Annotated in this window: 14 protein-coding genes; 2 read left to right on the top strand and 12 right to left on the bottom strand. The window is 65.3% G+C overall.

Features of this window, described 5'->3' with window-relative positions; translation table 11 throughout:
- The 8 genes from AB0N02_RS46730 to AB0N02_RS46695 form a co-directional block, all read right to left on the bottom strand.
- A partial coding sequence (locus tag AB0N02_RS46730) for a hypothetical protein (RefSeq protein WP_363961545.1) occupies positions 1-238 on the bottom strand: 238 nt, incomplete at its 3' end.
- On the bottom strand, positions 238-522 hold the full coding sequence (locus AB0N02_RS46725; RefSeq protein WP_363961543.1) for a hypothetical protein: 285 nt from the start codon (positions 520-522) through the stop codon (positions 238-240). The genes AB0N02_RS46725 and AB0N02_RS46730, both read right to left, overlap by 1 nt.
- Positions 523-570: 48 nt before the next feature.
- Positions 571-2,043, bottom strand: coding sequence for a hypothetical protein (locus tag AB0N02_RS46720; RefSeq protein ID WP_363961541.1), 1,473 nt, complete (start codon positions 2,041-2,043; stop codon positions 571-573).
- Positions 2,044-2,607: 564 nt separating this feature from the next.
- Positions 2,608-3,570 carry a DUF3037 domain-containing protein gene (locus AB0N02_RS46715; protein WP_363961539.1) on the bottom strand — a complete coding sequence of 321 codons (963 nt, stop codon included), beginning with the start codon at positions 3,568-3,570 and terminating at the stop codon, positions 2,608-2,610.
- Positions 3,567-4,382 (bottom strand): HipA family kinase, encoded by an 816-nt coding sequence (locus tag AB0N02_RS46710; RefSeq protein ID WP_363961537.1) that lies wholly within the window; start codon positions 4,380-4,382, stop codon positions 3,567-3,569. Before AB0N02_RS46710 ends, AB0N02_RS46715 begins: the two co-directional genes overlap by 4 nt.
- A gap of 363 nt (positions 4,383-4,745) precedes the next feature.
- Positions 4,746-5,009: a hypothetical protein gene (locus AB0N02_RS46705; RefSeq protein WP_363961535.1), complete on the bottom strand. Its 264-nt coding sequence runs from the start codon at positions 5,007-5,009 to the stop codon at positions 4,746-4,748.
- 551 nt (positions 5,010-5,560) lie between these two features.
- Positions 5,561-5,869 carry a hypothetical protein gene (locus AB0N02_RS46700; RefSeq protein WP_363961533.1) on the bottom strand — a complete coding sequence of 103 codons (309 nt, stop codon included), beginning with the start codon at positions 5,867-5,869 and terminating at the stop codon, positions 5,561-5,563.
- A 92-nt stretch (positions 5,870-5,961) separates the two neighbouring features.
- Positions 5,962-7,143 (bottom strand): helix-turn-helix transcriptional regulator, encoded by a 1,182-nt coding sequence (locus AB0N02_RS46695; RefSeq protein WP_363961531.1) that lies wholly within the window; start codon positions 7,141-7,143, stop codon positions 5,962-5,964.
- A 186-nt stretch (positions 7,144-7,329) separates the two neighbouring features.
- On the opposite strand from AB0N02_RS46695, the gene AB0N02_RS46690 reads away from it, so the two are divergent.
- Complete coding sequence (locus AB0N02_RS46690) at positions 7,330-7,764, top strand: winged helix-turn-helix domain-containing protein (protein WP_363961529.1); 435 nt, start codon at positions 7,330-7,332, stop codon at positions 7,762-7,764.
- A gap of 665 nt (positions 7,765-8,429) precedes the next feature.
- Here AB0N02_RS46690 and AB0N02_RS46685 read toward each other — a convergent pair.
- Genes AB0N02_RS46685 through AB0N02_RS46675 form a run of 3 tightly spaced genes read right to left on the bottom strand, consistent with a single transcriptional unit; the run spans position 8,430 to position 11,292 of the window.
- Positions 8,430-9,593 carry a tyrosine-type recombinase/integrase gene (locus AB0N02_RS46685; RefSeq protein ID WP_363961527.1) on the bottom strand — a complete coding sequence of 388 codons (1,164 nt, stop codon included), beginning with the start codon at positions 9,591-9,593 and terminating at the stop codon, positions 8,430-8,432.
- A complete protein-coding gene (locus AB0N02_RS46680) occupies positions 9,590-9,796 on the bottom strand; it encodes a helix-turn-helix domain-containing protein (RefSeq protein WP_363961525.1) in 207 nt (68 codons plus the stop codon). Before AB0N02_RS46680 ends, AB0N02_RS46685 begins: the two co-directional genes overlap by 4 nt.
- Entirely contained in the window at positions 9,793-11,292 is a 1,500-nt protein-coding gene (locus AB0N02_RS46675) for a replication initiator (RefSeq protein ID WP_363961523.1), read from the bottom strand. The genes AB0N02_RS46680 and AB0N02_RS46675 overlap by 4 nt, the downstream gene beginning before the upstream one ends.
- Before the next feature lie 122 nt (positions 11,293-11,414).
- On the opposite strand from AB0N02_RS46675, the gene AB0N02_RS46670 reads away from it, so the two are divergent.
- Complete coding sequence (locus AB0N02_RS46670) at positions 11,415-12,260, top strand: GntR family transcriptional regulator (RefSeq protein WP_363961521.1); 846 nt, start codon at positions 11,415-11,417, stop codon at positions 12,258-12,260.
- Between the two features lie 265 nt (positions 12,261-12,525).
- Here the strand turns inward: AB0N02_RS46670 and AB0N02_RS46665 are convergent, their stop codons facing one another.
- Positions 12,526-12,666 carry an anacyclamide/piricyclamide family prenylated cyclic peptide gene (locus tag AB0N02_RS46665; protein WP_363961519.1) on the bottom strand — a complete coding sequence of 47 codons (141 nt, stop codon included), beginning with the start codon at positions 12,664-12,666 and terminating at the stop codon, positions 12,526-12,528.
- Positions 12,667-13,220 lie beyond the last annotated feature (554 nt).

Below are 13,220 nucleotides of genomic sequence, written 5' to 3'. Positions count from 1 at the left end.
ACTGGATCAGGCGCAGCGCAGTGGCCTTGGTGGATGTGCAGGTGATGGTGGACCCCTGAACGGTGCGGACGGTGCGGGAGTCGCTCGCGGCCCAGCACCAGGCGCGGCGCACCGCCCACAGCCGGCCGCGGACGGTGGAGGACTCGTCCGAGGCGAACACCACGACCAGGGCGGTGACCACGAGAGCCGCGACCGCGATGTACTCGACAGCGCGACACCACCATCCGGGCTCGCTCATCACGCCTCATTGCCCTGCGCCTGCTGCAGGACCCTGAGGGCACGGTCCCGGCCGATCTGGAAGTGGGCAGCCAGTTCCTCGACACCCAGCGATGCTCCGCCGCGGGCGAGGTAGCGGCTGTACCGCCAGGTTGCGACCAAGACCACCACCTCGGCGGCGACTTCGAGGCCCAGGCCGAAGGCGGCGGCAAGTGCGTTTTCGTCGGCGGGGAGGCGGCGGTCCAGATTCGCTTCGCACTCAAGAACGGCCGCACGGACAGGGGCAGAGATGGCGATCAAGGGCATGACGACCTCACGGAAGGTGGATCGGGGCAGGGGGATGAAGCTGAGAGATCAGCTGGACGGCGTGGAGCCGTTGACGGCGGTGACTTTCTTGAAGGTCGCCTTGCTGCGCTCCCGCCAGGGCAGTGCTTTGACCAGTTCGGCGCGGAGCCTTGACGCCTGAGCTGGGTCAGCGTCAGCCGCATTGGCGAGGTCAACCACACGCGGGTACCGGCCCTGGGCGCGCTCTCCGTCCCAGAAGGCGCGCATGATGTCGGCCTTGCTCTGCTCGGTGACCTCGTCGTTGACGTCCTCGGCGGTCACGACGGGCGTCAGCTCGGGGGTCATGTCGGCGAGCGGCGGGGGAGGCCATTCAAGATCAAAGATGGCCGGGTCATTGATGTCGAAGTTGACGAGGTTGATGACCGGCCCAGAAGTCACATCGGGGGTCACGCCCGGAGTCACATCGGCAGCCTCGCCGGTCCACTCCGGCGGCACGATCACGACTTCGTCCGTGACGTCCGGCGTGACAGAGGCGGTGACCTCGTCTGCGGTCACGGGCAGAGTCATGCCAGGCGTCATTGATGCGGGCCGCTTGCCGGTCATGTCGGCGGCCAGCATGGTCACGTTGGCTTCGATCGCACGGAGCTCCTCGCGGATGGCGAGGCTCTCGTTGAGGTTCTGCGTCTCCTTGGCCAGGCGGGCGAAGTCGCTCGGCTCCTCCGAGGTGGAGGCCCAGGCGGAGGCGGGAGCCACGTCCAGGAGGTCGACGGAACTGTAGAGGGCGGCCACCTCGTCGCGGAGCCGCTCCTGCAGGGAGGTGTTGGCGGCGAGGCCAGCTTGCTCGGTGGCCTTCTTGATCGCGTCGTCGAGCTTGGTTAGCGCCCGCCGCATCTTGGAGGCAGAGGCGCCGGACTCGCGCAGCGTTCGGGCGCGCTTGGCGGCCAAGGCGGCCCGGGTGAGAAGACGCTGGGTGGCGACCTCGGAAGCGGAGCGCTCCTTGCCCTCGGCAAGGCCGAGACGGATGAGGATCTTCTCCGGGGTGATGACCCAGTTGATGCGCTTACGACCGGTGATGCGGTGCCGCTCGACCGCCATGCCGCGCTCCCACAGCCACGCCGCGACGAGCGGGGCGGCGAGGCGGAAGATGGCCTCGGCCAGGCTGTGGGCGTCCATCGCGGACAGGACCGCGGTGAGGACGGTGAGGGCCCACACGGCGGCGCCGTCGATGCCGGCGGAGAAGTTCTCCCGCATGTTGCGGCGGGCCCGTACGGCGCTGGTGATGACCGCGACTTCGATGAACGCGAAGAGCAGCAGCTGCAGGGGGCCGTCGAAGCCGAGGACGTCGCCCGTGAAGCGCCACATGCCTTGGGCGGACACTCCGGTGGCGATGCTGGCGGCGACGATCGTGAGGATGTCCTCGGCGGGGCGGGGGGCGACGTGCCGGCGGAAGGCGCCAGCCGTGATCCCAACCGCGGCCTTGGTGCCCTTGCAGGCTCCCCACAAGGCGGCGCTGATCACGAGAAGAGCGATGACGATGGCCATGACGGCTATGACCGTGGGCGCCCAGGAGGGCACCCACGAAGGGATGGAAACGGGCAAAAGATCAACGGGACTACCGTTGACCAGCCCAAAGGCATTAAGGTGCCACATTGGGTCTCGGACCTGTCCTCGTAGTGGTGGAGGTTCGGGATCAAGTCGTCCCGGGTCGGTGCTGGTAACACCGGCTCGGGGCGCGCTGGTTATTCGGTTGTGGCTGAGTCTTGCTGGCTCTGTCGGTTTTTCTTTTGGATCTGCTGTGTTACCGCCTGGTGGCTCATGTCTGCTGCGGCGGCGATAGTTTCTCTAGTCCAGCCGCGGAGGTGAGCCTCCAAGATGAGGTCAACTCGCTCAGCTCGCGCGGCTTCTCCTTCTTGAACTTTGGCTGCTGCGTCGCGGAGTCGCTCGGCAAGCACTGCGTCGCTCACCTCCCGCTCGCTCGTCACCTTCTCTGTTTACATGGTCACGCTGAGTTTTGCAAGCTACTTGCAAAGATCGGCGTGGCATCCTGCTCTCCTCGACATGCGAAGGTGCCCCACTCCGCACGGGAGTGGGGCGTCTCTGTGTTCTTCATAGGCGTTTCACGAGGCGTTCCGCGCGGGCGCCTATGGCCTCGACGTCGTCCAGCGAATGGACTTGTGCGTCCAGGCTGGTGAAGACTTCCTGGGCCTCTTCGAAGACTTCTTGCTGCGCGGCGGTCTCTGGCGGGGCGATGACTACTTGCAGGTCCACATTGCTATCGATTGTGCTGACTGGCTGGTTGGTTGAGTCGACAATGTGTGCCTCCTCGCCTTGCCGTAGGCGTTCCAGTGCATATCCCCACGCCTTTACCTCTGTCGATACTAATCTTACTCTGGAGAGCCTGAATGACCATGCCTGAGTTAGCTGAATAGTATGACCGTTGGCGATTGCAAAGTCCGCTTTGTAATTTAAGCGATCTCCGACAAAAACGCGAGAGCCTTGATGTAGCAACGATGGATTGATGTCTGTTTGACGATATGCTTGCAGAAGACTTCGGGTGAGCGTTCCTTTGTTTATCGACGGTTGGTGTAGTTGATCCATCACGTCTATAGATTTGCTTCGGTGGAGCACTGGGAGGGCGTCGGACAGTATGATCTCTGGCAGGGCATAAGCCAGCATTGGGTGGGGTGCTGGCTCTACGATCAAATGCTCGAATATGCGCTCTAGTGCTTCGTTGGCGCTTTTAGCTAAGATCGGGGCTGGTGGGCTGAGTTGGATGGTATTGCGGTGATCGTGATGCAGTCTCTGGAGCCAATTTTCCCCCAGAGGTTCCCCACCACTCTTCATTAAGTCGCGGCGAGCGTTAATCTCTGCGTGAAGCTGAAGCATGAAGTCGTTTGCGACTCGCAACACAGGGGCGGTGGCAAACTCGCGGACTCGATCAGTCCTGTGAAGCTGACGGACACCCCAGTCTCCAGTAGCCGGGTCCCCTGCTATCGCCCCGTAATTGACGAACTCGCCCGTTCGTGGTTCAGGGAGACATCTAACGATCGAGTAGATGTAGCGGCTCATCTGGGCTCGTCCTCCCCTCCAGTCAATGCTCGCACACGACCAGCAACAGCCGGCGCCCGGTACTCAAGGAACCAGCCAAGTGCTTCTAGATCGTCGTCGCTCACTGGCCATGATGTTGGCACGCCACGCAGGATCTGAACCAGAGCATCGCGATCAACTTTCTCAAGCGCTGCGGCTACTTCCCTCACGGCCTCCCTGTTGAGGCCGTGAGGGGCTTCGTCGAGTTCGTTGGGTTCATCGACGCATTGGATCAGGCGCTTCCTCTCCCAGCTTCCATCGTTGGTGGGGAAGTAGAGGCCGTGATCATGGCTATAGATACTCTTGTCGTTTTCGAGGTCGTATAGCCACTGTGGGTCGCTTCCGAAGCACCAGTCCCATAGCGCGTAGATCCCTACCTGGCGTCGACGGTTATCGTCGGCGGTGCGAGACTCCAAGGCGGGGCGATGCTCGATGGCGTTGGATAGGGCACGACTGGCATATGCCAGCCCTGCTTGAAGCTTTCCCTGTCCTGGTCCTAGTGGCCAGCCAGCCATCTCTTCCGGGATGCGAATCAAGCTGCTCTCGCACACGGGAGCGCCGATCAGTCGTCCAACGCCGGACACGATGTACTCGATGGCTATGGACATTTTGGCGTGCTCTGGGCAGGTATCGATGCACTTGACCCAGTAGCGGTGGCCATCGCTAGCCGCTGCCAGGAACGGGCTTGCGAAGGAGTTCCTACCTGTCTCCAGGAGCATGATCATGCTTAAGTCATCGAAGCTGTCGCTCCGGCCTTTGACGAGCCCCTTCCACTCTGCCAGCTCGACCAACATGCCCGCCCTTCTGGTGTCGGAGTGGAGGGCCTCCGTCTGGAAGAACCATAGATCAGGAACGAAATCGCGGGGCATGCTTTCGTGGGACAGGCAGCAGGAAGGCCCGGCGATCCGCCACTCGATGACGGACCGCCGGGCCTTTCATGCTCTAGCTGAGCTACGGCGGCTTCTCCCTGTGGCAGGGGAGGTGGCCTCTACCTAAAGGTTCCGGAACGGCAGGAGGCCAGCCGGGGCCGGCAGGAGGTGCGGGGGTGACCTCCCGCCGGACGATCAAAGGAGCCTCTGCCTCCCGCACGGCGGAGGCCCGTCCCGGCATTCAGCGCGCTACCGGGAGTGAGGGTGGCCCCCTCAAACTGGGCGAGGCTAGAGGGGCCGCTTGGCTGCTTTGGCTTGACGAGCTTTGAGCATGGCTTTTGCGTAGTACGCAGCTTTGGCGTTCTCGGCCCGCTTGATCCGCTCCTGGTACGGCAGGATCTCGTCGGGGTCAATCTTCTTCGCCCAGTACTCGATCGAGGCCGGCGAGTTCCGGCGGGCCGCCGCTGTGGCTGCGGTCCGGTCGGGCTCTGCGGCCCAGCGGGTGTTCGCGGCGATCTGGGCAATGGTCCGGCGTTCGCTCGGTGTGGCCACAGCTATTCACTCCTTTAAGAGCGGTGCAGCACGAAAGACCCCCGAGGGTAGTCGCCTCGGGGGTCTTCGTGGGGCCGACCAGGGAGTAGTAGCGGAGTCCTGTCCTAGTCGGGAGTTTGGCGGTCTCTACCCGGGCTGAACTGCGGGCAGAGACCGCGGCCTGGCGGGAGCCACGGGGGCGAACCCCCGCCGGGCGATCGAGGGGGGCCTCCACCACGTGGGGCAGTGGAGGCCCTTCCCCGGCCGTGTGCTGCCGGGGATGATGAGGGCGGACCGTTCTGGCTGCTTCACCCCTCCGAGAAGCGACAGTGATCCGCCCTCGCCTCGGGGACTGGCGCCCTGCGCGGCACCAGACCCCGAGGGGCCTTACACCTGGCTGCCGTCGCTGCGGGCACGGCAGCCAGGAGGTTCTGTGGGGTCGACATCGAATGCGCCTGGGTTGGGTGGCACCAGGCTGGTGGTGGAGCCTGGAAGGGCGGCGAAGATCGCCAGCGGGACGCCCAGTGGTGAGGCGTGCAGGCGGCCGACCTGTCTGGTGCGTTCCTCGTCGGTCATGCCTGCGGTGCCACGCTCTCCTGGTTTGCGATCAGCTGAGTCAGCTCTTCGGGAGTGCCGGCTTCCAAAGTGCGGGAGTGGTCGGCGTCGCGTTCGGCCTTGGTGAGTTCGGCGCGGCGGGTGGCGTACCAGCGTCCGGTGCTGGATCGCCAGATGCTCCAGCCCGGGTGCTCGGCGGACAGGCGGGCTTTGATGTCCTGATCGGATGTGCCGGCCTCTATGGGGGCCTCCTCGACCAGGCGGGATGTCCCGTCGTCGGGGAAGCCGTGGAGGGCTTCCTTCTCAACCGTTCGGTGACGTGGCATGTACTCATAGTGATGTTGGGGGGTGTGTCGCCACCAGGGACAGGACGTCCTCATGATCGAATTTCTTCACCCGGAAATGAGGACGCCCTGTCCTAGTTGAGGTCGAGAGACCTTGCCAGGGATCTCACCACAGGGGACGGCCGCGTCTCCGCCTCGCGGATCTCCTCCACCAGCGACCGGGCAACCCCTTGATGGCGGAACCACACCGGCGACTGCGCTCGCGCCTCCTCGATGCGCTCGACAGCTGCTTCCCTGTGGCGGGAATCCAGGTGCGCTTGGGCGACGTCGAGCAGGTGCCGGCCGTAAGAGATCCCTGCAAGATCGCCAGGCTGAATACGCCTGGATGCCCGCAGTGCTTTGTCTGGTTCCTTGCGTACGGCGTAAGCGTGTGTGGCCTGCATGGCGACGGTGGAGGGCCCGAAGGAGGTGTTGTAGATGCGGGTGCGCCGGCCAAGACGTTCAGCTCCCGCGGCAGCCATCGCAATGTAGTCGGCTACGTCTCGGCCGCTGGCGGCTGCGGGCGCAAGCGCGGTCATGAGCAGGTTGCCCCAGGCGGCGATGTGGTTGGTTGGCGCCGAGAAAGATGGTTCGATCCGGGCCGCCATGGAGATGGCGAGATCCTCTGCTTCCCGGACGCGGGCTTGATGTAGCAGAACCCACGAATAGGTGGCGTGCAAAGTGGCCCACAGAAGCTCGTCGCTACCGCCGTGGGCGGTGGTGATGGCTCGCTCGGCGCCGATCGCGGCCAGGTCATCCCGCCCGAAATGGACCATCATGCTGGCCGCAAGGTCGTAGGCCATGGCCAACGGGTAGATCGCGGTTTCACCAACGGTCTTGTGGGTCAGGCGCGCCTCGGCGATCAGTCCGGGGAGTTGGGCGACAAGTGTGGGGAAGTCGCCGTCCCAGTAGCGGCGGCATGCGTCGTCTACGGCGTTTCTGACGTCGCGAAGGGGAGTGGGTGCGCCGTCGTGACCGTCGTCGAGGTCGGGTAGAAGTGCTGGTGACAGTAAGGCATCCCGCAGAGCCAGAACGCCGCCACCCTCATGCTCGGCGCTCATACGGTTGCGTTTGCCGGTGAGCTCGGACAGGTCAACGTCTAGCGCGTTGGCCAGCCTTATCAGGGTGGTCACTCGCGCTGACTTCCGCTGCCCTTGTTCGAGCTTGGCGACGATGTCCCTGCTGAGCCCTGCCCGTTCGGCGAGCTCTTCCTGGGTCAGCGATCGGACTTTTCGGATCCTCTTGAGCTGAATGCCGATGGTGCTACCGTCATCCATGGGCCCTGCACCTTCCTGAAGTCGACAGCTCTCAGGCTAAAGTGCGGGGCCTTCGCCGTGCAGGGGTACGAAGCGGCAGATGCCCGCACCGGTGAGAAAAGTGTCCCCTATACGGCATCTTGCGTCACTATGAACCTGTGGCCCTAGGGCCACAGGTTAGGGCAGGCTAACGAGCCCCTAGCCTGCATGATCGTGATCGATCCCTACTCGCCTGAGTCCGTTTACAAACAACTGGCAGCCCTGCTCAGGGATGCCATCGACCGTGGCGAGTATGGTCCGGGTGAGAAGCTGCCCAGCGAAGGGCGGCTGGCTCAGATATACGAAGTCGGTCGCGACACGGTGAGGGACGCGCTCAACCTACTGCGGGGGGAGGGGCGGATCGTGACGACCAAAGGGCTGGGAAGCCGAGTGCGGGCCGACCGTGAGATACAGGTCGTTGTCCTACCACTGGGTGGGGAGATCACATCTCGCATGCCGACGCCGCAGGAGCGGGAGCGGTGGGACATACCGCCAGGTGTTCCGGTGTTTGTAGTAGAGCATCCGGCAGGTGAGCCAGAGGTGATTCCTGCGGATCGCGCCCGGCTGGCGGTTCCAGCTGAGATACACGACGCCGCGGATTAAAGGCTCGGGGAGCGACACCAGGATGCTCCCCGTACGGGCAGGCCACCCCGGCAGTATCCATGCCGGGGTGGCCGCTTCGGCTATGGCCGAACATCCCCACTGTCGGACACAGCCTCGGGCATCTCCTCAGCCCGCGACCGAGCTTCCCTCTGTTATGGGGGAGTCACGGGCTGTTCAGCTGCCCGTAACTGGCCATCATGCGTGGAAAAAATCCGCCTGACAAGGCCCTATTTGGACGTATGTTCGACGCGGAGCTTGATCAAGAACAAAAGGCCAGGCCAGCTTGGGAGCGCTCCCCACGAGAACTCCCAAGCTGGCTCAGCGCGGCCGTAGCTCGTCCGGCCGGAGGGGTGCGACATGTCCCTCGTGCTGTCGCCTGCCCCTAGGACGCCTCACTGCGGCGGCTGGATTACGTGCCGGCGGTCATGCGGGCAGAAAGTGGGAGCGGATTGGGAGCGAAGCTCGCTTTCCGAACGCTTCTGAACGCACCTGAACGCATCGCTTCACCCCCTCTGACCTGCACTGGAGTACATCCCCGCATGCGGGCAAGTTGCCCGGACAGTGCTTACAAGCGAGATGTCACTGGTTCGAACCCAGTAGTGCCCACCAGCCAAAACGCCCCGTATCCGATCTTCGGAACGGGGCGTGAGTGACTAACTGAGTGACTAACTCCTAAAGATCTCGTCCATCGCCTCGGCGCCCTGCATGAGCACCGGGCGAATCTGCTTCTCGGTGACCACCGTGTTCCGGTGCCCGACCAGACGCGAGATGTCCTCGATCGGGACACCCGAGTCCGACAGCAGCGAGACGAAGCTGTGCCGCATCTCGCGGGGAGTCCAGTCGGTGCCCCGGAGCCCCGCCTTCTCGATGATCTTCCGCACGTCCCGCCGTACGTTGCCCGCACTCATGGGGGTCCCCTTCGAGGTGGAGAAGACGAGACCCTCCGTGTCGGCGAGCTTCCCGCCCGCCTTCTCCTGTTCCTCCCGGAGCGACCGCAGCGCCTCGACGCACCGCCGGGGGAGCTTGAGGGAACGGCGCGACTTGACGGTCTTGGTGTCTCCCTTCTGCCGCACCGACCGCCAGACATAGATCGCGAACTCCTCGTGCTCCCACCCCGCATCGGCCACCGGTGACCACGCCCCGCGCTCCCCGTCGAACGCGACGACGTGCGACCACAGGAGCGCGCGCAACTCCTCGGTACGGGCACCGATCAGCAGTGAGAGCACGATGTACGCCCGCATCCGCGCGTTGGCCTTCTCCGCCAGGGCGACGATGGCGCTGGCCTGTGCGAGCGTGAACGCCTTGGAGGTACGGCCCTCGCGTCCTTCGGGGATCTCGCAGAGGTCGACCACGTTCCGCTTCACCTTGTCGCGGCGCATGGCGCTCTTGACCGACCGGTTGAGGATGCCGTGGATCAGTTTGAGGGACCGCGTGCTCAGCTCACCCCTCTTGCCCGCCAGCCACCGGTCGACGTCCTCCACCGAGAGGTCCCGCAGCTTACGGGCGCCCAACGCCGGGATCACGTGCTTGTCGGCGAACGTGGTGTACATCTTCACCGTGGTTGCCGACCGTCCGCCCAGGCCGTGCTGGAGCCAGTACTTCACCGCGTCGGCCACGGTGTAGTTGGCCGGTGCGATGGCCAGCCCGTCGTCATAGTCCCTGATGATCTCCTTGAGCCTGTCCTTCGCCTCCGTCTTGGTCCTGCCGCTGGCCTTCTTCACGATGCGCTTGCCCGCCGGGGTGTAGCCGACCGTCACCGAGGCGATCCAGCGCTCCTGAGCCTCGTCCCAGTGCAGGCCACCGTCACCCCTGCCGCGTCGTGCGGTCATGATGCCCTCGCTTCCCGTTCGAGTAGTGCGACGTAGTCGGAGATGGCCGAGGCCGGGATCAGCCGGGTACGGCCCTGGGTGACCGAGCGCAGACGGCCCGATCGGATTTGTTCGTAGATCACGCTGCGACTCATGCTGAGCAGGTGCATGGCATCGCATATGCGGTAGAGCCGCCGTTCGCCGGGCGGTCCGGGTGCTGTCATCCGTCCTCCCGCTCGGTGGCGATCTTCCGAGCGGTGGCGACCTTCTGGCGGATGTGCTCGGCCATGATCGCCTCACCGGGGGAGTAACCCGATCCGGCGAACCGCCAGTGACCGAGAACAAGGGTCGTCTCGTCGCCAAGGGGCGGAAGGCCGTGCCGTTCGCGTGCTTCGGTGGCCCGGTGTGTTGTGCGAACCTGCCGGAGATCGCCGAGGGTGGTGGAGTACCGGCGGGACTTGGTGGAGAAGTGGCCCCGAAAGCCCAGTGTGTGAGCCCAAGATCGCAGCCGCAGCCCGTGGAACTCCCGGCGTGCGCCCAGCTCCCAGCAGGTACGGATCATCCGTCGCGCGTGCTCGGTGACCGGGAGCGCGTCCAGGTGCAGTCCCGGTTTCAGGCCCGTTCCGTGGCAGCGCCCGCAGGACGCCATCAGGCTCAACCGTCCCCGACCGCCGCAGGCCGGACACGACAGCCGGTGATCGACAGTGCCGGAGGCTTCGGCGCCCTTCGTCGCGTACTTGGCGATGTAACCGGCCACCGCCCGCTCACTCAACCCGTCGGCACTCTGGTCGAGCAGGATGGGCCGGATGTCGAGCTGATCGCCCCAGGCCAGATCCCACCGGCCGAGGTCACTTGGGGGAGAGGCGACCGTGACCCGCCGGACCGCCGGAGGGATCGCCCGGCTGAGCAGGTCGTGATCAGCCCAGTCCGGAGGGATCTCACTCCCGCCGCCCGGACCGTCGAGCCTGACGATGGCGTGGAAGTGCACCAGGCCCCGCCGCTGGTACTCGGCGACCTTGGCGAACGACACCCGGACCCGCTTGGCGAACTCCCGGCGGCTCAGCCCCGCCTCACTGGCCAGGGTGCGCCGCACTTCCAAGGTGAAGCGGTGCCATAGGGCGCCCGCGTGAGCCTGCCAGAGCACCGCGCCCACGTAGTCGTAACAGTCGCCGCTGATGGGTTGCCCGAGCCGTTCGTCCCCCGGCTCGTGGCGAGCGTGGCAGCCGACCGGACGCCCGTGCTCACAGACCTTGTCGCGATTGCGGGGGCGGCAGGCCCGTACCGTCCCGTTCTTCTCCCGCCGCGTGTGCACCGGCCCGAACGAGGGAGCGGTCAGAGTGACGAACGCCCGAGGATGGGCGCTCACCTCCTGCGGAACGCCCTTGCCGCCGGACAGGCCCGCCCGGATTAGCTGGAAAGTGTCGGCCCGGTAGACCTCCGAGCAGGCCGGGCACACCGAAGCTCGCCGGTTGCCGCAGGCCACCAGCAGACGCCCGGACGGCTCATCCGTCGTGCGGTAGCTGTGCAGCACCTCACCACTGGTCGCGTTGACGATCAGCGATTCGCCCGCCAGGTGCACCGGATGGGCACATCCGCCGGTCGCGGTGACCATGGCCTGCCACCGGCCGTAGCCCGGATCGTTGATCACCCGTGCGAGATCGACCAGCCACTCCGGCTGCTGGTCGGTGGTGTGGTGCTGCGGTTCCTCCTTGTGGTTCATGACGTCCTCCTTCGCTCGCTCCCGACAGGTACTCCAACACGTGCTACGTCTTGGCCCATGTGGACATGGTAAACAACACGTGCTACCTCTTGTAAAGAGCAAACGTGGAAGAAGGGATCGGCATGACCGACGAAGAGAAGAGCGCCGCCCGCTGGCGAATCATCGCCGACCTCTTGCGCTCTGACGTGGTGCAGGACCACTACCAGCCCGGACAGGCACTCCCCGGCGAAGCGTTCCTCGCTTCCGAGTACGCCACCTCGCGCCCGACGATCCGCAAGGCCATCGCCCAGCTCGTCGGCGAAGGACTGCTTACCGTCGCCCACGGCCGAGGCACCTTCGTCCGCCCCACCCCCGACCGCCGCCTCATCCTCATGGGCGGCTCAGAGCGCGAAGACCTGCTCAGCCCCACCTATGACCCTGCCAAGCAGGGATGGGAACACGTCACCGTCGACAGTGAGGCCGAACGCGCTGCGGGCCGCGTCACCCCCAACTCGGCACTGTTCATGACCATCGAAGGAGCGAAGGCCGACGTCCTGGGCGTGCGCCGGGGCCGCATGGGCGTCTACCGCTACGCCTACTGGCAGCACAGCAAGACCCGCGCCCGCATTCATCTGTGCTCCTACCTGCTGGCCGACCAGGTCGCCGCGATCACCGGCGAGGGCAGAGATCTGGAGATCGACTCCGAGATCGAACCCGCCGACTACTACGCCCATCTGGAGCGCACCCATGGACCGTTGCGCTGGGCCACTTCGGTGCACAGCCAGATGCCCTACGGCGAGACCTACGAAGACCTCAACATGGAGCCCATCGGCACACCGCTGCTGATCGTCCGGCGTGTCATGCTCAGCCGTGACGGCCGCCCGTTGGAGTTCACCGAGATCGAAGCCCCCGGCGACCGGTTCGAAGCCGCAGCAGCCAGCGACCACGACCAGGCCGGATCAGACGGACAGGTCGCGCTGCGCGTGTAGTGGGCTCAGAGTTTCTTTACTGTTTCAAGGCGGCAGCGCTCCGCGCCGCCGCACGGCGCGGCGTGCCCGCCCGCGCCGGACCGGCATCGAGGCCGGGCATGCGGCCCTGGCGGCCGGTCCCGTCCCGCGCCATCCGGCGCGGACGGGCAGACCACGCCGCCCGCCGCAGCCAACCGCACCCGCCGCACCGGGGTACGCGCCGCCGCCAGGCATGCGACGGCCTCGCCGCTCCGAAGAATGACGAGGCCGGTTTCACGGTGTGCGGCTAGTTGTCGTCGTCACCGGCGAAGGGGAAGAAGCCGTTGAAGAGCGACGGGGTGACGCCGACGGTGTCGCTTGCGGCGGTTCCGGTGATGGTGCGCTCGACCGGGGTGGACTGGTGCGGCATGGTGCGCGAGGTGCTCATGATGCTCCTTGAACTAGGAGTTACCGACATCTCATCGTCACATGACTCTGTGTAATAATGAAGTTGCAGATGGTGACTACGCTTGAGGTGACGCCAATGTGGCGGTCCAGGCTGAAATCACACCCGGACCGCCGCACACACCACTCACCACACCGAGGCGCACACCACCGCCCATGCCGTGTACTCGACCGAGATCATCTTTCCGTCGCAGTGGCGCCGGCAACACCGCCCCTGAACGGGGCGCCCCTACGGGGTGGCCTACGGCCATGTAACCGGCCCCACCGCTACCCGGCCGAGGAAGGCCCGTACCGCCATGGCCCGGTACCCGGCACGCACCATCAGAGCCACGGTTCGCCGACACGAGCCGTCCTGACCCACCGGGGCACAGGGGTTCCCTTTCGCCGAACCGGGAAAAGCAGGCTGCCGCCCCGCTGCCGTTCCTCAGGCCTTGGCGGCCTTGTGAGGTTCCCCCGGTTTCCCGGAGTGTTTCCTATCTGGTTTCGGTCAGCTCGGTGTGGCCGCTGACGGTGTCGGGTAGGTCGTGTTGCTGGGCG

Source organism: Streptosporangium sp. NPDC051022 (assembly GCF_040683035.1).
Classification (GTDB): domain Bacteria; phylum Actinomycetota; class Actinomycetes; order Streptosporangiales; family Streptosporangiaceae; genus Streptosporangium.
Note: the sequence above shows the minus strand (reverse complement) of the source record. Positions and strands in the feature narration are given on the sequence as shown.